Consider the following 20,243-nt stretch of genomic DNA (forward strand, 5'->3'; position numbering starts at 1 on the left):
CAAGCGGTCCTGCAGATCAAAAAAACCGGGCTGAATCATGGCGGCTCTCCATCGGGTCAGAAGGTGACAAGGCTCTTTAAAACGATGGAAACAATAACATAATATCGATAAATCAACAATTTAATTGTTTAATTCGCCGCAAATTACTGCATCTAATTTTCAAGATACTCTCCAAACGGTTACGGAACATGTTCAATTGGGGACTGGAAACCTGCCGCTTCGGATGCATCGAAAATCACCAGAAATTGAAGGGCAAAGGTGCTCTATCCTGCGATTTATAGTGATATATTTTTCATGTTTTATCTATATATTTCGTAGTGTTGGAAGATTTTTCAAGGGCGACTAGATGTCTCTCCATTTTTTAAAGTTTTATATAGAAAAAATAATGATATTATCAAATATACAAATGAACCAGCTGCCCAGTAAATAAAATTAATTTCTGCTTTGTCGACTGGGTAATCAGGCGTCGCGCTAAGCCACATACTTATGACAGATCCAGAGATGCAATATAATAATCCAAAAAAAGACAATGAAAAAATAAATATATAAACTGTTTTTTTCATATTATTAAAACGATCATTAATCAGCGCACATTTTTCAGTTACAGGTGTTTCGTTTTTAGCGAAATTTCACTTCGATCAATGCAAGCAGTTTACAGAGTATACTTTTAATTTTCGGCAATTAGCGTACTTGTTAATATTAATGGGAGTGTAGACAGGTTATATGTCCTCTTTTTTTAAATTTGATTGGAACACCTTGATGTCGTCTTCTCCTGTTTCGAGTTCAATATAATATTCTGGTTCAGGAATCAATCTTGTCAAGGAGACAATTGTTCATTTTTTGTCCATGTGTGATCCAGATATGATTACAACAAGGTTGTTCATCGCAAAATTGACACCTTCAATTGGTTCATTAGAAAACCATTTCAAATCAATTTCATATGGAATATTGAATTCCCCATCACCGTACAAAAATTCACCAAGCTCCTCGGGATCCATTACCTTAATTTTCTTTTCAAGGTTTCGACTGTAGTCTCGGTCGTTAGGTTCAGCTCCACGATGTGACTTTCTTTGGTATTGTCGTAAAAAAAAAACCGATCTTCTTCTCAATTTTACTATGCCTTTTTACCATGAATTCCTTCGATAGTCGGCCATGAAAAATCCATTGTTCATATTGTCGGAGCAAAGAGTTCGTCACCGTTCTTCAGGCCATCGAAGCAGTGCCAGAGAGCAAAAAGCCATTCGGCAAAAAGAAGCAGCAACTTTTCCCTCAACTTCCGGAGGATTAGGCGGATACCTGAATCAGTGCTCTCCTCAATTAAACCTCCTTTTTAATGTCTGTCGAGGGCGATTGCCAGCCTTGTGGGCTGACGCTGGTGCTTGTCAACCGAACGCTTGTCACTTTGCGTCTTGGTCATCGAAAAATCCGTACCTTGGCGAAAAAAAAGCGCAGTTGTTCAGTTTCGTGCCGATTTGCTGATACATCTTACTGAGCTGGCCGGCACCAGCGTAGCTGTTCAATGATCCGCTTTTAGAATACAACGGATACTGCCGTCAAGATGAAAAACTTTGAAAAACAACGAAAAATAACATACATGGCGAGGAAAATGACGTATTGTCATGGAATGGTTAAACAAAGAAAACCGGGGGCTGCCACACCGTGTACATGCAATGCAGGTTCTTCACAAGAATCGGTGCAAGATTACCACGTCAATTGATTGAAATTGTGCTTGATATCAATCAGTTGTGCTCAACAAAGCATGGTTGATATTTCCTTGGGATACAGTTCGCGTGATTAAAGCGCGCTCCTTTGGCATTTTGGTGTCATATACCGCTTGGTTTATCAAGGCCAAGCCCGCTGGGCGCTACGCGGCCTTGACAAACCAAGCAGTACATGACGGGCCTGAAAGTGGCGATGGCGAAGGGACGGCAAAAGCCGCCCTTGCCTCTGGCCGGGCTCAAGCTCAAGGACTTATGACTGTCGGGTCCATGAACCATTGGATTGCTTGCCAACACTCTGGGGACCATTTCCTAAATATTTTTGCACCGATTTGTGAGAGGAGCCTGCAATGCATTTTTGCGTCGCAGATCCCACCTGCGGCGCCAACGAGGTTATTGCCGTCTCCTGCTGGCTAGGCCGATGGCGGCCTGCTCCTTGTTTTCGCCTCTTGCGGGTCACGGCGGCGTTGTAAGTGATTTTTTTCATCCCACCGACCGACCCTCGCGTCAATCTCCTTGTCTTCTTGTTCTTCTTCCGTTATATAAACTCTCTTTTTTGTTTGCGGGCCGGTCCGTTTTCTCCTTCGGATACCCTGCCGGTTCCCATCCGCCATCAGTTGCCTTCCGGTTGTCCGGGACAATCACCGTACACCACAGACGCCCCCTGGGGCAGGAGCAGTATGGAGCAGAAGTTTATTCGCAATGTCGCCATTATCGCCCATGTCGATCATGGCAAGACCACCCTGGTCGATCAGTTGTTTCGCCAAAGCGGCATGTTCCGCGACAACCAGCAGGTGGCGGAGCGGCTGATGGACTCCATGGACCTCGAACGCGAGCGCGGCATCACCATTGCCTCGAAGAACGGGTCCTATCTGTATGGCGACTACCAGATCAACATCATCGACACGCCGGGCCATGCCGATTTCGGCGGCCAGGTGGAGCGAGTGCTGCGCATGGCCGATGGGGCGGTGCTGCTGGTCGATGCCCAGGAGGGACCGATGCCCCAGACCTTTTTCGTGGTGAAAAAGGCCCTGGCCGCGGCCCTGCCCATCCTGGTGGTGGTCAACAAGATCGACAAGCCAGCGGCCCGCTGTGACTGGGCGGTGGACCAGGTCTTCGGCCTGCTGGACCGCCTCGACGCTCCGGATCATATTCTCGATTTTCCGGTGGTCTACGCCTCGGCCAAGGCCGGGTACGCCCTGGCCGAGGCGGATGCGCCGGTGACCCCCGAGACCGGCATGCAGGCGGTGTCCGAGATGATTGTTAAGCACGTGCCGCCGCCGTCGGGCAGTGCCGAGGCACCGCTGCAGCTCCAGATCAACACCATCGATTATTCCCCCTATCTCGGCCGGTTGGGCATCGGTAAACTGGTCAACGGCCGGCTTGATCTGCGCACGCCACTGGCCGTGGCCCGGCGCGATGGCTCGATCGGCCCGGTGCGGATCAACAAGATTTTCGGTTTCAGCGGCAGCCAGAAGGTGCCGGTGGACAGCGCCTCGGTGGGCGACATCGTGGCCGTGGCCGGCATGGAAGACGTGACCGTGGGCGTGACCTTCACCGATCCCGCCGATCCTCGGCCCCTGCCGTTGATCGAGATCGATCCGCCGACCATCTCCATGAACTTCATCCCCAACGATTCGCCCTTTGCCGGCCAGGACGGCAAATACGTGACTTCGCGCCATCTCGAGGAACGGCTCGCCCGCGAAACCCTCTCCGATGTGGCCTTGCAGGTCGAGCCGCTCACCGAGGGCATCGGCTACCGGGTTTCCGGCCGGGGCGAGCTCCATCTCTCTATTCTGATTGAGAAAATGCGCCGGGAAGACTACGAGTTCCAGGTGACCCGGCCGCAGGTGATCATGCGCGAGGTCGACGGTCAGGTGCTCGAGCCCTACGAAGAGCTGTCGGTGGACGTGGACGAGCAGTTCCAGGGGGTGGTGATCGAAAAGCTGGGAAAAGTGAAGGGGGTGCTGCTCGACATGCGGGTGGAAAAGGAGATGACCCGGATGAAGTTCAAGGTGCCGACGCGCGGGCTGCTGGGCTACCGTTCGGTGTTCATGACCGATACCCGGGGCATGGGGGTGATGAACTATATCTTCGCCGAATGGGGGCCCCATGCCGGCGAGATTCAGAACCGGGTCAACGGGGTGATGATCGTCAAGGAGCCGTGCGCCACCGTGGCCTATGCCCTGTTCAACCTGCAGGAGCGCGGCAAGCTTTTCCTCGGCCCCGGTATCGATGTCTATCCCGGCATGATCATCGGCGAGCACTGCCGGCCGGCCGATCTGATCGTCAATCCGGCCAAGGGCAAGAAGCTGACCAACGTCCGCGCCTCGGGCTCCGACGACGCAGTTATCCTCACCCCGCCGGTTGACATGAGTCTGGAGGATTGCATATCCTATATCAATGACGACGAGCTGGTGGAAATCACGCCCAAGGCCATCCGGTTGCGCAAGAAAAAGGACGCCAAGATTCGAGGGTAGCGCTTTTCCCGGCAAGGAGGTACCATGGAAGAGTTGCTTGTGGTCGGGGCCGCCGCCCTGGCCGGAATCGCCGCCTTTGTTGTTTTGCGAAAACGCGCGGCCGGCGACTGTCCCCCTTGACTGCTGCTGTATGGCTCCGTAGGCGCGGGGCTGACCATGTACGCGATCCTCAAGATGTTCTTCTGACTGGTGCGCAACAATGCCTGGTGACGCCGAGTTTTCCCCGGAAGACCCCGCTGCCCGCATCCGGGCGAGGATGAAGGAACGGCGGGTGCTCGAGGCCCGGTTTCTGCTGCGGCAATTCAGCGACGGAATCGAGACCGAACAACGGCAGGCGCTGGAGCGGGAAGTGAGCCGGCTGCTGGCCGAGGTGGAGCGCCTGCGCCATCTGGCCAGGAGTGCTGCCGCCGAAGGACGGCGGGAGGAGGCGGGCAAGCTGTACCGCGACATCGAGCGGCTGGTGGTCGATGTGCCGGGTCTGTCTGAAGAACGGGCGGCCCTGGCGGGTGCGGAGGCGGTGTTTTCCCGGCTTTCGTCCCGGCCCGATGCTGCGCGACAACCCGGACCCGCGGATGGGCCGCCTTTGGCCACCGGCCGGGATGTGGCGCTGCCCGAGCAGTCCCTGGCAGGGACGGCAGGCGCAGGCCAAGGGCAGCCGGTGGCCGCATCGGTCGATTCTTCCGTATCGGCAACAGCGGCCTTGCCGCCGCCGCGCCGTTCCCACCGGTTTCGCGGTCTGTGGCTTGCGGTTATCGCTGGTGCCGGTCTTGCCGTCCTGGTTCTGCTGCTGATTTGGCAGGGACGATCGAAAGAACCGCCAGCCATCCTGCCGGCATCTCCTGGGCAGACGCCAGCCCGTAACCTCACCACCCGGCCGCTACCCTCCGACGTCCCGACCTCATCGCCCCTGCCGACCTCTCCGGACACATCCGCCACACCGGTCGTTGCACTGCCCCCGGCGTCGGAAACTTCCATGCCGGCAGCGACCGCTGCTATCGAGCCCCAACCCGCGCCGGCTCAAGAACCGGCGGCTCGGTTGTCTCCGCCACCCGAGCCGAAATCGCCTCCCCTCCCCCCCCCGCGAATCGAACCAGCTCCCGCGCAGGCGGTTGCCCCCCGAGTTCCCGCGCCGCAACCCACGTTCAGGTTGGGAACCTTGCAGGTCGAGAAGTCAAAAAAGGTCAAGAAATCAAACCGGAAATAAAACCGACCTGGGCCTGATGTCGATTACAGAAACGGCCGGTGGCCGTTTTGCTTGAAGGCGAAATAATCCCGCAGGATGCGCTCGTGGTCAAAGACCAGGGGGGGCAGATTGCCCTCATGGAACACCTCTGCCCGTTGAGCGTCGTCCGCCGCCACCGGATGGCCGCTGGCCGTGGCGACGTAGACGGTCGAGGCAGTGTGCTGGCGGGCATCGCGGTCCGGGGCCGAGTAGGTGTGGAACTGGAGGGTCAAGGTCACGGACAGGCCGGTTTCCTCCGCGGCTTCCCGCCGGGCCGCATCCTCGAAGGACTCACCGTAATCGACGAACCCCCCGGGCAAGGCCCAGCCAAAGGGGGGATTCTTGCGTTCGATGAGAACAATGCCGCCCTCGGTTTCAATGATGATGTCCACGGTGGGAACCGGGTTCTTGAAAGGGGTGACCTGGGTGCCGCAGGCAGGGCAGCGCATGGGAGGCTCTCCGGAAATGGTTACAGGCAGAGATCGCGGATTTCCGCCCAGGTGTGCACCGAGGGCAGGGTGTGGCGGTCACGGTTCCACGGTTGGCTGAAGACAATGGCCGTGATTCCTGCCCGATGCAATTGAATGCAGGTCTCGGCCCGGTCGTCGATAAAGGCGGAAAGCCCCAATTCCTTGACGTGCCGGGTCTTGTCGTCGTGGTCGCCCATGGCCACCACCTGGATGCGTTCCCAGACCGGTTCCGGGAACACCGTCTGGAGCCAGGCATGCACCGGTTGCACCTCCGGCCGGGCGGTCACTACTTTTACCTGGGCCTGCCGGGACAGGTCGCCAAGCACCTCGACCGCTCCCGGCATGGGCAACAGGCCCGTTCCCACCGAATCGCGCAGGATGTCCAGGAAAATGGCATCGGCCAGGCCGGCTTCCATGGACAGGCATTCCTCCACCGCGAAATCGGTGATCTGTTCCGGGCGGATTCCGCAGTGGCCGTATTGTTCGCAGGCCAGGCGGATGAAGGCCTCGACCGTGTCGGCGATGACGCCATCGAAATCAAAGCCGATCTCGGCGGGGGCGATTCTGGGGACGGGCATGGGCGGGAACCGGAGGCTTATTTTTCGATCTTGGCATCTTCGACCAGGACATCGTACCGGTAGCCCGCGCCGAAATCCTTGTCGGCGGCCAGCTTGCCCTCGATGGTGACCACGGTGCCCTCGCCGGGATCCTCTTGGGTGGTGACCACCAGGTCATGATGGTTTTTCAGCGGGTTGCCGGTGCCATCCTGGATGTGCAGCCAATTCTTGCCCATGATCATCCGCGAGATCTTCATCACCTTGCCCCGGACCCGGACGGTCTTGCCGTTCAACTCCTTGCCCTGTTCGAAACACTCGCCCACCGAGTAGCTGTTCGGTCCGGCGGCCTTATGCACGTTGACCTCGGACGAAGGGACCACGGCACCGGCGCTGCCGGTCGAGGTGCCCAGGCTGGCATCGGAGCCGCCTTCGGCCGGGGCGGCTGCGTCCTTGGCGCCGGCCGCCTCGGCCCGCAGGGCGGCATCGAATCCGCCTCCCTGGGCGGGCTTGGCCGCCTCGGCCGCAGCGGCCGGACGGGAGCCCTTGTCCGGGCCGGGGGCGAAGACGATGCGATCAAAGGTGCGGTTTAAGGTCTTGGAGGTGAAATTGAACATGGTCATGCCCGGGGCGATGGCCAGGCTCTGCCCGACCTTGACCTGGGTTTCCGGGATGGCGACCCAGATCTTGCCCTGGGCCGCATCGAGAAGCAAATAGGTGTAGCCGTTGCTGTTCATGGTCTCAAGGACGTTGCCCTGCAGGGCCACGCCGTCGAGCGCGGCCTCGGCGGACATTTCTTTCGGCGGGTTGGCCGGTTGTTCTGCGGCCAGGACGGGAACCGGGGCGACCAGGGTCAGGCAAAGGGCGGTACGAAGCAGGATTTTGGACGATAGAAACATGTGAACTCTCCAAGATATGAGAAAAAAACAAATGAAAGCAAGAGTGAAGGGCCGTGGGTGACCGCTGGATGCGGTCGGGATTGCACATCGGTTTTGTAATAAGAATTTGCCGGTCGCCTGTCAACTTCGGCTGTTGTCGGGAAACAGGCCCTGCAGGCAGCGGTCGATCTCGCCGGCCCAGACCTGGTAGCCCCTGGTGCTGAGATGGACGTTGTCGGCGAGAAAGCCCGGCTGGGTAATGGGCAGGCACTGTTCGAAAAAAGGTCCGACCAAATCGAGAAAGAGGCAGTTTTCGGTGGTCGCCGCCACCTCGGCCAATTGGCGGTTGACCTGTTCGATCTCGTGGATGGGGGCGGCGGGCATGGGCATCAACGAGCAGAGGATCAGCGGCATGCCCGGATAGCAGGCCCGCAGCCGCTGCATCATGGTGGAAAAGATCGCCGGGAAAAACATGTATCCCATCAAGAGGTTATTGGTTCCGGACTGGACCAGGACCGCGTCCGGGGCAGGGCAGTCGTCGATTTCATCCATCAGCCGGGCCGACAACTCCTCGGTCATTTCGCCGGCAATGCCCCGGTTGATGACAGCGACATGGGCCAGGTGTCTGGACCAGTTGCCCCATTCCACCAGCGAATCGCCCAGCATCAGCAGTTTGATCATGTGGTTACCTCATTCATCGCGACTGCAGGACCATGCAGCCCATATTGGCAACAAGAAGGGTTTGGCCGCACTCTACCGTATCGCCATGCTCCGGGTCAACGAAGTCCTGGGGCGGGCGGCGGCCGGTGTCGATGAGCATGCCCCAGTTTTTGCCCCGGCTGGCCGCGGGAACGACGAATCGGGCGGCCTCGGTGGGGCTGCCGTTGAGCATGACGAAAAAATCCGCGTCCGCCGGTTGCAGGTCGGCGCCGATGAGATGGAAGGCCAGGGTCCGGCACTCTCGGGACCAATCCTGCTCGCCCGGCCGCAAGTTCTGCCAGAGGATTTCAAGCGGCTGCCCCTCCAACTTCTGGCCCTGGCCGTCGTACAGGAAGAAATCCTCGCGCCGGAAGACCGGGTGCGACTTGCGCAGCCGGATCAGTTTGCGGAAAAAACGCAACAGCGGCTTGTTGGTTCGCGCCAGGGTCCAGTCGATCCAGCTGACGGCATTGTCCTGGCACCAGGCATTGTTGTTGCCCTGCTGGCTGCGGCCGAATTCGTCGCCGGCAACCAGCATCGGCACCCCTTGGGAGAGCAGCAGGATGGTGGCCATGGTGCGGACGCGCCGGGAACGGAGGTTCAGGACGGCCTTGTCGGAGCTCGGTCCTTCGGCACCGCTGTTCCAGCTGAGGTTGTTGTTGTCGCCGTCGCGGTTGTCCTCGCCGTTCATCAGGTTGTGCTTCTCGTTGTAGCTGACCAGGTCGGCCAGGGTGAAGCCGTCGTGGCTGGTGACGAAGTTGATCGAGTTGCAGGGCCGGCGGTTGGAATGCTGGTAGAGATCGGAGCTGCCGGCGATGCGGGTGGCCAGGGCCGGAACCGTGCCGGCGTGGCCAGCCACGAAGGCGCGGACATCGTCGCGGAAGCGGCCGTTCCATTCGGCCCAGCGGCGGTGCCGGGAAAACTGGCCCACCTGGTACAGCCCGGCCGCGTCCCAGGCCTCGGCGATGATCTTGGTGTCGGCCAGGACCGGGTCTTCGGCGATACGTTCCACCACCGGCGGGTTGGACAACACCTGGCCGCTCGAATCCCGGCCGAGAATCGAGGCCAGGTCGAAGCGGAAGCCGTCGACGTGCATGTCGATCACCCACCAGCGCAGGGCGTCCATGATCAGGCTGCGGACAATGGGATGGTTGCAGTTGCAGGTGTTGCCGCAGCCGGAAAAATTGAGGTAGGCGCGGGTCCAGGGATCGAGCAGGTAATAGATGGTGTTGTCGATGCCGCGGAAACTGGTGGTCGGCCCGTCGGCCCCACCCTCGGCGGTGTGGTTGTAGACGATGTCGAGGATCACCTCGATCCCCGCCCGATGCAGGGCCTTGACCATGTCGCGGAATTCGGTGAGCGGCGCCAGGAGATCGCTGCTATAGCTGCATTTGGGGGCAAAGAAGGAGAGCGGGCTGTAGCCCCAGAAATTTTTCAGTCGCTCGCCGGTTTGGGGATTGGTGAAGATGGGCTCGTTCTCGTCGAATTCGGTCACGGGCATCAACTCCACGGCCGTGATTCCCAGTTTCGTGAGATAGGGTATTTTTTCGACGATGCCCCTGAAGGTGCCGGGGCAATCGACCCCGGAAGACGGGTGGCGGGTGAAGCCGCGGACATGCAGTTCGTAGATGATCGAGTCCCGCAGGGGGATGTTGAGCGGCCGGTCCCCTTCCCAGTCGTAGACCTGTCTGTCCAGCAGGCAACAGGGTTCGGAGCCGAGGCAGGTCCGGGACCGACCCCAATCCGGGGAATGGATTTCCTTGGCATAGGGGTCCAGCAGGATGCGGCGGGCGTCGTAGCTGTGCCCGTTTTCCTGCCGGTCGTCCGGGCCGTCGACCCGATAGCCGTAGAGCAGGGGCAGGGGAATGTCGCTGAGCAGAATATGCCAGATATCGCCGGTCTTGTTGGCCTGTGGATCCAAAGGGATTTCGATCCAGCCGCGTTGCCGTCTGGCCTCCGGGGCGATGACCAGGGTGACCGCGGAGGCATGGCGCGAGAAAAGGGCAAAGTTGACCCCCTGATGGGTGATGGTGGCCCCGAGCGGCAGCGGCGAGCCTGATTTTGTCCGGATGGGCTTTTTCATGTTGAAGTGGGAATTGTTATCATTATAGTAGAGGTGAATTCTGCTTATTAGTATCTAACGGCCTTGCAGATCATTTTCAACCTTAGTGGAGGTCAGGATGGGGCTCTTCAAAAAATTGGTGCAAACGGAAATAGCGGCGATCGATTGGGAAATGACCCCCGAGTACACCTTTGGCACGTTCGAGAGCTGGGGCGGCCGGGAGCGGGTCCGGAGCAAGAACGAACGGATCTATTATTTCTTCATCGACGCCTGGGACGAAGAGCCGAAGCTTTGCCTGATGGAACGCGGCATCAAGCATGCACGGGTGATTGCCGAAATCCTGGCGCCGCCGGAGATGGTCCGCCGGTGCGTCGACGAACAAGGTAAGGTGGCTCGCTTCGAACGGACCCACCCCATCAACGAGGAATTGAAACAATGGCTGCTTGCCCAGGTGGTGGAAAGCGAAGACGATTCCAAGGTGATTCCCCTGCTCGAAACCAGCCGCGCCCCGATGGCCGGCACCGGTCTGCCGGGACGGGATGCGGCCCCGGCCGTGCCGGAGCGGGTCGTTCTGCCGCACGAGCCCGCCGAAATGAGCGAGGAGGATGTGACCGCCCTGGTGCTCCGCTTCAATTTCGTCGAACAGGAGCGCAATCCCGAGGGGAGTTTCGCCAAGGTGCTGGTCGACAACAATGACGGCCTGACGGTCAGCGACCGGGTCACCGGATTGATGTGGCAGCGCGGCGGCACCGATATCATGAGCCATCGCTCGATGCGCCGGGAGATCGAGCGGATCAACGGCACCGGGTTTGCGGGATTTTCCGACTGGCGTCTGCCTTCGATGGCCGAGGCCCTTTCCCTGCTCGAACGCGAGCAGTCCGCGGCGGGCCAATATCTGCACGGCTGCTTCTCCGGGGAGCAGCCCTTTGTCTTTGTCGATGCGACCAGAAAGCCGGGCGGCCAGTGGTTTGTCGACTTCAAACAGGGGCGGGCATTTTGGTCTTCAGGAACTATTCCGGGCGGTTTCGGGCGGTTATGCCGTCGGGAAAAAGACTGACCCCGAGAAAAAGCTGTTGAATCGCGCGGGGACAGCTTGTAGGATGCGCAGAATGCAATAAATACTATTTTGCAATAAGGAGTGGAAGGTTCTTGAAACGGATACTGGTGGTCGACGACGAAGCACAAATCCGCACCATGCTGACCCAGATGCTGGAGCAGGAGGGCTATACCGTTCACACCGCTGAAAACGGTGAGGAAGGGCTGGCGCTGGTCGGTCGCCATGCTTTTGATCTGGTCATCACCGACATGATCATGCCGATCAAAGATGGCCTGAAATTCATCATGGAATTGGTGCGCGATTATCCCGAGCTGAAAATACTGGCCATTTCCGGCGGCGGCGCCATCAAGGCGGAACGCTATCTGACCATGGCCGGGTATCTTGGCGATATCGCCACCCTGGAAAAACCGTTCAAGCGGGATGCCTTTCTCGAACTGGTGCGCAAGCAGCTGGCCGCGGAACGATAGTTTTCTCACGGTTTTCAAAAAAAAAGGTCTGCAGCGATGCAGACCTTTTTTTTTGACCGGATGTCGCCGATTTCGTCAGTTCGACTGTGGGACTCCGCCGACAGCACTGGAACCCAGCCGGGCCAGCTGCTCATCTCTTTGTTTCTTGAAACCGTATTCGACCAACTTGCCCAGGTCCGCCCACATCGTTTCACTGCCCATGAGCGCCACCACGATGGTCTGGCCGTTGCGGCTGAACTGCCCGACATAGGTCTGCCGCGCGGCAACGGTATAGCCGGTTTTACCGGCCAGTGCCCCGTCCACCTTCCACAACGCCTTGTTATGGTTGCGCAAGACCTTGCCGTAGGAGGTGGTGACAGATTTTTCCCGCATCCGCCGGGCAAACTCTTCGTGCTGCATGGCATAGCGGAAGATGTTGGCCAGGTCGCGGGAGGTCGATTGCTGGCCCAAGGCCGTCAGTCCCGAGGCGGTGCGGCAGACGGTGTTGCGGGCACCCCACATCCGTGCCGAAATCGTCATCAGGTTGGCGAAACTTTCCTCGCTGCCGGCCACCTTTTCCGCCAGGGCGACGCTGGCGTCGTTGGCGGAGGAAAGAAGGACCGCGTTGATCAGGTCATCGGCCTGGTAGCGCTTGCTGGTTTCGAGAAACACCTTGGAGCTGGGCATGCTGGCCGCGTGGTTGCTGACTTCGACCACGTCGTTGTCCTTCAAGGATTTGATCGCGATCATGGCGGTCACGATCTTGATGGTGGAGGCGGGCTGGCGCGGGTTGTCGGGGTACTTGGTGAAAAGCTCGCCACCGGTCTTCGCGTCCAGAATGATGGCGCTTCTCGCGCTGATCTGTTTTTCGAATCCCTGGGGTGCCCCGGCCGGCTCGGCACTTGCGGCGACCGGAGCGGGACGGGTCGCACTCCGCGCCGTGGCGGTGTTGCTCTTCCTGGCTTTCCTGGCTTGCTGGCTCGGCACGGCCTTGGGCGCCGGTGTGGTCTGACGGGCGGCAACCTGCGGCTGTTTTTTGGCAGCCGCCGCCTTGGCGGTGGTACCGCTTGCCTGGGTGCCGCGTTTGGCCTGGGCCGTAGCGGGAGCCGCCGGACTCGCCTTGGTCTTTTTCGGGGCGGCAGCGGATTTTTTCACCGGCGATTTGGCTGGGGCGGCGGCTTGCGCCGCCGGCTTGGCCGGTGCGGGCGGCTTGGCAATGCTTGGGGACGTCCCTTGTTGCTTTGTTTTGGTCGCGGCGACGGTCGGTTGAGCGCCGTGGACATCGTTTACGGGGGGGAGAAGCAAAAGAATGCTCACCGCCATCAACGTCAGGGTAAAAGACAGGAATCGAGGCATACGGATCGCGGATGGTTAAAGGCAACTCTATAAATTTAGGCAAGTTACCCGCTCTCTTTCCGCGCTGTCAAGCGAATTGCCCGTTTTCTTTGAAAATCACCACATGGTATGGTAAACAGGCCAGCTATGACACTACGCCGAATCAAGGATTGGAGGTGGAAAAAGTATGCAAACATCGCCAGATGAAGCCGCATTGAACCATGATGGACACCAGGAGGCCGTCGATGAACAACCGGTGGCCGGTCACCTGCCGGTCATCCAGGAAAACGCGGCGACCCTGAACGATTTGGTCGATATCAGCTGCCGCAAGTACCGGCAATTGCCCGCGGTCGGCATGGCCTTGGACGAACCGCTTTCCTACAAGACCATGCACGAGCGGATTCTCGCCATCGCCGCCTTGCTGCGGCGTCTCGGCGTCAAGCAGGGCGACAGGGTCGCACTGCTTGCGGAGAATTCCCATCATTGGGGCATCGTCTACCTGGCGGTGGTTCGGCTGGGCGCGGTCACCGTTCCCATTTTTCCCGATCTTCCGGAGGCCGATGTCCACCATATCCTGGGGGAAATGCACTGCGACGTGATCTTTCTCACCCAGCGGCAGATCGAAAAGATCTACGACCTGAAGCAGCAGCTCCGTCATGTCATTACCTTTGACGATTACCGCGACAACACCGGCCTGATCAGCTTGCAAACCTTCAGCGACTTTGTGGCCGAGGCGCTTGCCGACTTCGGCGGCGAGGCCCGTGACGAAACCCTGGATTTTCCGAAGATTGCGCCGGATGACCTGGCCTCCATCCTGTACACTTCCGGCACCTCCGGCTTTTCCAAGGCCGTGATGCTCAGCCATCGCAACCTGTGCGCCAACGCCCATTCGGCCGGCAACGTCATGCAGATCGTTCCCGGTTGGGTGTTTCTCTCGGTGCTGCCCATCTCCCACACCTACGAATTCACGGTCGGGTTTCTCCTGCCGCTGCTGAAAGGGTGCCGGGTCGTTTATGCCGGCAAGACGCCCACCCCGGCCATCCTGCAGAAGATCTGCGAGAAGGAACAACCCCACGCCATGATGGTCGTGCCGTTGATCATCGAGAAGATCTTCAAGAAACGGGTGATCCCGGCGGTGGAAAAAAGCAGGATGCTCAGCTTCTTCTGCCGGTTCGGCCCGAGCAGGAAGATGATCTACCGCAAGATCGGCGCCAAACTGTACGCTTTTTTCGGCGGCCGCCTGGAGGTGATGGGGATCGGCGGCGCGGCGCTCAATCCGGAGGTCGAGGCCTTTCTCCGCGACGCCAATTTCCCCTACATCATCGGTTACGGCCTGACCGAGGCGGCGCCGCTGCTCGCCGGCGGACCGCACGGCGACACGACCATCCAGCTCGGGTCTTCCGGCAAACCGGTGCCCAACGTGGAGATTTGCATCGACGATCCCCATCCCGAAACCGGGGTCGGCGAGATCCTGGCCCGGGGCCAGAATATCATGCAGGGTTATCACAACGACCAGGAGGCGACCAGGGAAACGCTGACCGAGGACGGCTGGCTCAAGACCGGCGATCTCGGTCTGCTCGACGCCGCCGGCAACCTGCATATCAGGGGACGGTCCAAGTCGGTCATCGTCCTGTCGAACGGAGAAAACGTATATCCCGAGGCGATCGAGCACAAGCTGAACGCCCATCCCTTTGTGGTCGAGTCGCTGGTCATCGAGAACCGCGGCTTGCTCGAGGCCTGGATTTATCCGGACTATGAATTCATCGACGGGAAAACGGCCGGCCAGAGCCGGACCCAGCGGCACCGCTTCATCGCCGACCTGTTCGAGGAAATGCGCGTCGCCGTCAACGAGCAGCTCTCGAATTCTTCCCGCATCTCCCGGATCCTCGAACGGCGCGAGCCCTTCGTCAAGACCGCCACCCACAAGATCAAGCGATATCTCTATTCTGCCGACAGCATGCAGGCGTAAACAAGCAACACCTTCAACCAACAACAAGGGGAAAATGAATGAGGAAAACATGTGGAATCGCGGGATTGATCCTGCTGGCGGCGGACGGATCGGCGTTGGCATCGGGCTATCGCATCCCGGAACAGTCGGTGAACTCGGTGGCCCGTGCCGGCGGTTATGTGGCCTACACCCCGGGCGCCGACGCTTCTTACTATAATCCCGCCAACATGTCCTGGCTGGAAAACCGCGCTCAACTGGAGGCGGACGCCACCTGGATCCACTTGAGTTCGATCGACTATGAGGATCGGAACCCGGCCCGAAGCGGCGATGCCGAGGCCGAGGATTTTTTCATGCCCACCTTCTTCGCGGTCTCGCCGGAATACAACAAGTTCCGCTTCGGTTTCTCGGTGACCGCGCCGGGCGGCTTGTCGAAGCAGTGGCAGGAGCCGTATCCCCGGACCTATGCCGAGGAATTCTCGCTCAAGATTTTCGAGTTCAATCCCACGGTTTCCTATAAATTCTGCGACCGATTTTCCGTGGGCGCCGGCATCCGGGGAGTGTATACGGACGGCAAGGTGAAAGGCAACGCCAACGACCTGCTGACGAGAGACCTCAAGGGCGATTCCTGGGATGCGGGATACAATCTGGCGGCCACGCTCCGGCCCGTGGACAACATGAACCTGAGCGTCACCTACCGTTCCAAGGTGGATTTAAGCGTCGAGGGCGACGCAACCCTGCGTTACGTGCCGATGTCGATGGCCTACAGCGGTTCCGCCAGCGTCGAGATTCCCCTGCCCGCGGTGCTGGCGGTGGCCGCTTCGTATACCTTCTTCGACCAGTTGACGGTGGAGTTGGCCTACGATCGAACCTATTGGTCCGACTATGAATATCTGGATTTCAACTACAGCTCGGTGTTCAGGGCCCCGAGCCCGTTCTACGCCTTTGACAGTCCGATTGCCAAGAAGTGGGAGGATACCGATTCCTGGCGCTTGAGCGTCACCTATGACTTGAAGAACAACTGGATCCTCATGGCCGGGTTCGCCATCGACGAGAATCCCGTGTCGAGCAACACCCTGGGCTTTGAGCTGCCCGATTCGGACGCTCGCCTGTATTCCGTGGGCGCTCGATACAAGATCAACGACAACATGGAGATCGGTGCGGCCTATCTGTATGACGACAAGGAAAGCCGCCGGGTCAGCAACGCCACGGTCAACGGCGAGTTCACCGATGCCGCCGCCCATCTCCTGACCTTCGGGTTCACCTACAAGCTGTAAGCATACCCGCCACATCCGCGCTGTTCAAAGGCGCGGCCCCAAAGGCCTGGAATGTTTCCGGGCCTTTTTTTATCCCAGCAGCAAGGTATTGGAAAAACGGATGATGGGCATGATCACCCACCCGATCGCTCCGGTATAGAACAGGACCAGAAGGATGATGAAACCGAACGGTTCCAGTTTGGCGTAGCCACGGGCTGCATCCGGCGGGAGGAGGCCCATCAGCACCTTCGAGCCGTCGAGCGGGGGAATGGGGATGCAGTTGAATACCGCCAGCATGATGTTGATCCAGACACTGGCCGCCAGCATGGCCACCAGCGGCTGGAGAATAAAGAAGGGAACCACGAACCGCAGGGCCACGAACAGGTGGGCCAGTGCCGCGCTGGCCACGGCCAGGACCACGTTGGCCGCCGGTCCGGCCAGGGCGACCAGCAGCATGTCGCGCTGCGGCTGCCTGAAATAGCGGGGATTCACCGGCACCGGCTTGGCCCAGCCGATCTTCATGATGATGAAGGCCAGCACCCCGAGAGGATCGAGGTGCTTGAGCGGGTTCAAGGTCAGGCGGCCGAGATTTTTGGCGGTCGGATCGCCCAGGCGCCAGGCCACATAGCCATGGGCCAACTCGTGCACGGTCAGGGCGAACAGCAGCGGCGGTACCTGAATGATCAATTGCCGCATGAGGGCGTTGAAATCGAAATCCATGTACGAAAAACTCCTGAATGAGGTTGGTGCCCGGATGTGGTGCCGGGGCCGGAAGTGGGTGAAAAAGTAAGGCCAAATCGGGGAAAAGCGAGGGGAAAAGCGCGGTGGCGGTCAGCGCTGCGGCTGATTGTCGACCGGGTAGGTGGTGCGGATGAAGGCGATGGCCTGGTCGTGCCCGGCGATTTCGCCGTCGAGCTGCATCTCGAGCAGGTGGTTGCGGATGGCCCGGAACTGGGGGCCGGGGATATAGCCCATGGCCTTGAGTTCCTCACCGCCGACCAGGGGCGTTTCCCGCCGCAGGGTGGTGACGTACTGGGAGACCGCCTGCTGGATGAACCGCTTGCGGGCAATGGTCATCAGGTACAGCAAGCCTTCGTTGTCGAGTTCGTGCAAGAGCCAGTAGATTTCGCTGGGCCGGAGAAAGGGGCGTTTCTGCATTTCCTGGGCGATGCGCTCGGCCTCGGTCTTCTGCGCGATCAGCTTCCGCCGCTGCTTGGGTGGCAGTTCGAAGCGATCGCAGAAGGCGATCAGTTCCTTGGTGCGCGAGCGGCTCATGATCGCCAGCAGGTAGACCATCCACGATTCCAGCTTGTCGGGCAGGTAGAGCAGATTGAACCAGGCAATGGCCTGGTTGGCCTGGGTGAGAAAGTGGAGGAAGCGGCGGTCGATCTTGAAGTTGGGGCGCAGATCCGGCCAGAGAAAGGGAAGAAGCTTGAAAAAGGCCATCCGCCGCAGGACCGGGGTGGGATCGTCCTCGGAGAGGATCAGCTTGAGTTCGTGGAAAAAACGGGGTTCCTCGACCTGGTCGAACAGGTTGAGCTGCACCGTGTTCTTGATCAGTTTCTCGGTGTGGCGGGTAATGGTGAAATCGAGTCGGCCCTCGAAGCGGATCGCCCGGAAAATACGGGTCGGGTCCTCGACAAAGCTCAAGTTGTGCAGGGCCTGGATGCGTCGTTCCTTGAGATCGTTCTGGCAGTTGAAGTAATCGACCAGGACCCCGAACCGCTGCGGATTGATGTGGATGGCCATGGCGTTGATGGTGAAATCGCGACGGTAGAGGTCGAGCTTGATCGAGCTGTGTTCCACCGTGGGCATGGCCGCCGGATGGTCGTAATATTCCAGCCGGGCGGTGGCCACGTCGATGCGGGTCTGATCCGGGAAGATCACGGTGGCGGTGCCGAATTTTTCGTGGGGATGGACAATGCCGCGCCGCTGTTCGGCCAGGGCCTTGGCAAAGCGGACGCCGTCGCCCTCGATGACGATGTCGATGTCGGTGTTCTTGACATGGAGCAGCAGATCGCGGACAAAGCCGCCGGCCACGTAGGCGTTGCAGCCGATGGCGGCGGCGGTCTCCCCGATTTCGCGCAGCAGCACGATGATGTCGCGGGGCAGCACCTGAGTCATGATGCCCGCCAGGTTGCGGGTGCGCTCCACCGAGGGCCGCTCGTCGCTGCGGAGCAGGTCCGGGGAGAGGTGGGCGGGGTCATGGACCAGCAGGCTGAGCAGGTCGGTGCGGGTGATCACGCCCACGATCGCCTCGCCCTGGACCACCGGGATGAGCCGCTGGCGGTTTTCGATGATCAGCCGCTGGATGTCGGCCAGGGTGCCGCTTTCGGGAATGGTGGCGATTTCGGTGGTCATGTAGTCGGCCACCGGCAGGCTACCCAGCTTGTGGAAAATGGCCTTTTCCGCCACCATCCTTGAGATCATGCCCAGAAAGCCGACGGGCTGCGAATCGGTATCGTGGCCGCCGTTTTCCCGGACTACCGGCAAGACGGTGACGTTGTAGCGGGTCATCAGCCGGTTGGCCTGGTCGATGCTGACATCGGGGGTGACGGTGATCACCGGCGAGCTCATGAGTTCGCCGGCCACGGCCTTGGGACGGATATGGCGGTGAAGGAGCCCGACCAGCTGTTCCTCCGCCTCGGCGATGGTCAGGTCGCGGATGGTGGCCGAAGCGGCGGACGCATGCCCGCCGCCGCCGAACTCGCGGGCAATGGTGCCGACGTTGACCTCCGGAATGCGGCTGCGGGCGATGAGATAGGTCCGTTCGCCCAGGCTGAGCAGGGCAAAGAGCACATCGATGTTTTCCATCTCCATCAATCGCTGGACTATGATCGCAAAATCGCCGATATAATCGGCCTTGACCAGTTTTGCGATCACCACCGGCATCCCGCAGATGACATAGGATTGCGCCTCCTGCTGCAACTGGCTGATCAGGGTGATCTGCTCCGAGGAGAGGTCCCGAGAAATGAACTGGGTGACGATGTCGAGGTTGGCGCCGCGGGCAAGCAGCCACGAGGCGGCTTCCAGATCCTCCGGGCGGGTGGATGAGTGGAGGAAGCCGCCGGTGTCCTCGTAGATCCCGAGCGCCATTAAAGTGAGTTCGTCCGGGCTGGGCATGATGCCCTGTTCCCGGAAGAGGCGGGTGAAGATGGTGGTGGTCGAGCCGAAGGAGGTGACGGTCTCCTGGCTGCCGTGCATGTCGCCGGGGGCATCGGGGTGGTGGTCGTAGAGGTGGACGACCATGCCGGGATTCTGCAGGCATTCCGCCAGCCTGCCGATCCGGTTCGGCTGCCGGGTATCGACCACGATCAGCCGTCGTACCTTGCTCAGGTCGATATGCTTGATCTTTTTAAATTCGTAGATGTTGCGAAACTCCTGGGCCAGATAGTCGCGCACCGATTTCTCCTGCGATCCCGGAAAGACGAGCTCGGCCTCGGGGTAGAGCCTTTTGGCGGCGACCATGGCGGCCAGGCTGTCGAAGTCGGCGCCGATATGGGTGGTGATGATATCCATGGCGCCGATTATACACCAAGAAAAGTGTCTGTAAAGAGAACGCCCGCACCCGTTTCGATGCAAACGAAGGTTTTTGGAGATGCGGACTGCCCAAATCGTCCTCTTGCTCCAACCTCATGATTTTATTGTCACTTGAACGCGGACATCCTGTGTGCGGAACGAGAAGGCGGCGGCAAGAAAATCATTGATCGGCAATGCCTTGCCGCTTGACAAATATTTGTCAATGCTCTATTTTGGTGAACTTCCTTGAGAACGGCAGAGCGGGTGTAGCTCAGTTGGCAGAGCACAAGCTTCCCAAGCTTGGGGTCGCGGGTTCGAGCCCCGTTGCCCGCTCCAAAAGGAAGTTGGCCCCGGCGCCACAGTTGCTTAGATCTCTGCCGGGGTCGGCATCGGAAATGCCGGTGTTTGCGAAAGTGGGCTCTGCCCGCTTTTTTTATTGCCTTTTCCCGCGCAATGCCTTTGTCGGCACCAGGGGAGGGCGGGCGCTTACCGTGGCCTGGCCGCATCGTTCGCGCCGGAAAAACGGCTGTCCGGCGGGTTGGGATCGGCGCCACGAGACAGTCGAAGGGTCAGTTGAAAGAAAACGGTTGCGTGCTGTGGAA

At 59.4% G+C, this 20,243-nt stretch carries 16 protein-coding genes and 1 tRNA gene; 8 read left to right on the top strand and 9 right to left on the bottom strand.

Features of this window, described 5'->3' with window-relative positions:
- Positions 1-833: 833 nt before the first annotated feature.
- Positions 834-998 (bottom strand): hypothetical protein, encoded by a 165-nt coding sequence (locus RMR13_RS02365; RefSeq protein WP_310599038.1) that lies wholly within the window; start codon positions 996-998, stop codon positions 834-836.
- Positions 999-2,398: 1,400 nt separating this feature from the next.
- On the opposite strand from RMR13_RS02365, the gene typA reads away from it, so the two are divergent.
- From typA to RMR13_RS02380, 3 genes are all read left to right on the top strand, one after another.
- Entirely contained in the window at positions 2,399-4,198 is a 1,800-nt protein-coding gene (typA, locus tag RMR13_RS02370) for a translational GTPase TypA (protein ID WP_310599039.1), read from the top strand.
- Positions 4,199-4,222: 24 nt separating this feature from the next.
- Positions 4,223-4,318 (top strand): LPXTG cell wall anchor domain-containing protein, encoded by a 96-nt coding sequence (locus RMR13_RS02375; RefSeq protein WP_310599040.1) that lies wholly within the window; start codon positions 4,223-4,225, stop codon positions 4,316-4,318.
- Positions 4,319-4,397: 79 nt separating this feature from the next.
- Positions 4,398-5,402 (top strand): hypothetical protein, encoded by a 1,005-nt coding sequence (locus tag RMR13_RS02380; RefSeq protein ID WP_310599041.1) that lies wholly within the window; start codon positions 4,398-4,400, stop codon positions 5,400-5,402.
- Positions 5,403-5,425: 23 nt separating this feature from the next.
- Here the strand turns inward: RMR13_RS02380 and RMR13_RS02385 are convergent, their stop codons facing one another.
- From RMR13_RS02385 to glgX, 5 genes are all read right to left on the bottom strand, one after another.
- A complete protein-coding gene (locus RMR13_RS02385) occupies positions 5,426-5,869 on the bottom strand; it encodes an NUDIX hydrolase (RefSeq protein ID WP_310599042.1) in 444 nt (147 codons plus the stop codon).
- Positions 5,870-5,889: 20 nt separating this feature from the next.
- Positions 5,890-6,468 carry a 5' nucleotidase, NT5C type gene (locus tag RMR13_RS02390; RefSeq protein WP_310599043.1) on the bottom strand — a complete coding sequence of 193 codons (579 nt, stop codon included), beginning with the start codon at positions 6,466-6,468 and terminating at the stop codon, positions 5,890-5,892.
- 17 nt (positions 6,469-6,485) lie between these two features.
- Entirely contained in the window at positions 6,486-7,343 is an 858-nt protein-coding gene (locus tag RMR13_RS02395) for a DNA-binding protein (RefSeq protein WP_310599044.1), read from the bottom strand.
- Between the two features lie 120 nt (positions 7,344-7,463).
- Positions 7,464-8,003 carry a GDSL-type esterase/lipase family protein gene (locus RMR13_RS02400; RefSeq protein WP_310599045.1) on the bottom strand — a complete coding sequence of 180 codons (540 nt, stop codon included), beginning with the start codon at positions 8,001-8,003 and terminating at the stop codon, positions 7,464-7,466.
- Between the two features lie 13 nt (positions 8,004-8,016).
- Positions 8,017-10,104, bottom strand: a complete 2,088-nt coding sequence (gene glgX, locus RMR13_RS02405; protein ID WP_310599046.1) for a glycogen debranching protein GlgX — start codon at positions 10,102-10,104, stop codon at positions 8,017-8,019.
- A gap of 97 nt (positions 10,105-10,201) precedes the next feature.
- Here glgX and RMR13_RS02410 point away from each other — a divergent pair, with 97 nt between their 5' ends.
- Both RMR13_RS02410 and RMR13_RS02415 read left to right on the top strand, forming a co-directional pair.
- On the top strand, positions 10,202-11,140 hold the full coding sequence (locus RMR13_RS02410; RefSeq protein ID WP_310599047.1) for a DUF1566 domain-containing protein: 939 nt from the start codon (positions 10,202-10,204) through the stop codon (positions 11,138-11,140).
- A 92-nt stretch (positions 11,141-11,232) separates the two neighbouring features.
- Complete coding sequence (locus RMR13_RS02415) at positions 11,233-11,607, top strand: response regulator (RefSeq protein ID WP_310599048.1); 375 nt, start codon at positions 11,233-11,235, stop codon at positions 11,605-11,607.
- Positions 11,608-11,682: 75 nt separating this feature from the next.
- On the opposite strand, the gene RMR13_RS02420 is transcribed toward RMR13_RS02415, so the two are convergent.
- Entirely contained in the window at positions 11,683-12,741 is a 1,059-nt protein-coding gene (locus tag RMR13_RS02420) for a serine hydrolase (protein WP_310599049.1), read from the bottom strand.
- Between the two features lie 367 nt (positions 12,742-13,108).
- Here RMR13_RS02420 and RMR13_RS02425 point away from each other — a divergent pair, with 367 nt between their 5' ends.
- Positions 13,109-14,890: an AMP-binding protein gene (locus RMR13_RS02425; RefSeq protein WP_310599050.1), complete on the top strand. Its 1,782-nt coding sequence runs from the start codon at positions 13,109-13,111 to the stop codon at positions 14,888-14,890.
- A 38-nt stretch (positions 14,891-14,928) separates the two neighbouring features.
- The gene (locus RMR13_RS02430) at positions 14,929-16,143 is read left to right on the top strand and encodes an OmpP1/FadL family transporter (RefSeq protein WP_310599051.1); all 1,215 of its coding nucleotides are present in this window, start codon (positions 14,929-14,931) and stop codon (positions 16,141-16,143) included.
- Positions 16,144-16,212: 69 nt separating this feature from the next.
- Here RMR13_RS02430 and RMR13_RS02435 read toward each other — a convergent pair whose 3' ends face one another.
- Together RMR13_RS02435 and RMR13_RS02440 are read right to left on the bottom strand one after the other, a co-directional pair.
- On the bottom strand, positions 16,213-16,842 hold the full coding sequence (locus tag RMR13_RS02435) for a site-2 protease family protein (protein ID WP_310599052.1): 630 nt from the start codon (positions 16,840-16,842) through the stop codon (positions 16,213-16,215).
- Positions 16,843-16,953: 111 nt separating this feature from the next.
- A complete protein-coding gene (locus tag RMR13_RS02440) occupies positions 16,954-19,641 on the bottom strand; it encodes a CBS domain-containing protein (protein WP_310599053.1) in 2,688 nt (895 codons plus the stop codon).
- 260 nt (positions 19,642-19,901) lie between these two features.
- Between RMR13_RS02440 and RMR13_RS02445 the strand changes: the two genes are divergently transcribed.
- A tRNA-Gly gene (locus tag RMR13_RS02445) sits at positions 19,902-19,977 on the top strand.
- Positions 19,978-20,243 lie beyond the last annotated feature (266 nt).

It is taken from the genome of Desulfobulbus sp., assembly GCF_031547805.1.
Classification (GTDB): domain Bacteria; phylum Desulfobacterota; class Desulfobulbia; order Desulfobulbales; family Desulfobulbaceae; genus Desulfobulbus.

Bases quoted from the DNA above. Each gene is read 5' to 3' on its own strand.
- glgX (WP_310599046.1), bottom strand. From the start codon at position 10,104: ATGAAAAAGCCCATCCGGACAAAATCAGGCTCGCCGCTGCCGCTCGGG.
- RMR13_RS02390 (WP_310599043.1), bottom strand. From the start codon at position 6,468: ATGCCCGTCCCCAGAATCGCCCCCGCCGAGATCGGCTTTGATTTCGAT.
- RMR13_RS02440 (WP_310599053.1), bottom strand. From the start codon at position 19,641: ATGGATATCATCACCACCCATATCGGCGCCGACTTCGACAGCCTGGCC.
- RMR13_RS02375 (WP_310599040.1), top strand. From the start codon at position 4,223: ATGGAAGAGTTGCTTGTGGTCGGGGCCGCCGCCCTGGCCGGAATCGCC.
- RMR13_RS02435 (WP_310599052.1), bottom strand. From the start codon at position 16,842: ATGGATTTCGATTTCAACGCCCTCATGCGGCAATTGATCATTCAGGTA.
- RMR13_RS02385 (WP_310599042.1), bottom strand. From the start codon at position 5,869: ATGCGCTGCCCTGCCTGCGGCACCCAGGTCACCCCTTTCAAGAACCCG.
- RMR13_RS02410 (WP_310599047.1), top strand. From the start codon at position 10,202: ATGGGGCTCTTCAAAAAATTGGTGCAAACGGAAATAGCGGCGATCGAT.
- RMR13_RS02365 (WP_310599038.1), bottom strand. From the start codon at position 998: ATGGATCCCGAGGAGCTTGGTGAATTTTTGTACGGTGATGGGGAATTC.
- typA (WP_310599039.1), top strand. From the start codon at position 2,399: ATGGAGCAGAAGTTTATTCGCAATGTCGCCATTATCGCCCATGTCGAT.
- RMR13_RS02400 (WP_310599045.1), bottom strand. From the start codon at position 8,003: ATGATCAAACTGCTGATGCTGGGCGATTCGCTGGTGGAATGGGGCAAC.
- RMR13_RS02380 (WP_310599041.1), top strand. From the start codon at position 4,398: ATGCCTGGTGACGCCGAGTTTTCCCCGGAAGACCCCGCTGCCCGCATC.
- RMR13_RS02430 (WP_310599051.1), top strand. From the start codon at position 14,929: ATGAGGAAAACATGTGGAATCGCGGGATTGATCCTGCTGGCGGCGGAC.
- RMR13_RS02425 (WP_310599050.1), top strand. From the start codon at position 13,109: ATGCAAACATCGCCAGATGAAGCCGCATTGAACCATGATGGACACCAG.
- RMR13_RS02395 (WP_310599044.1), bottom strand. From the start codon at position 7,343: ATGTTTCTATCGTCCAAAATCCTGCTTCGTACCGCCCTTTGCCTGACC.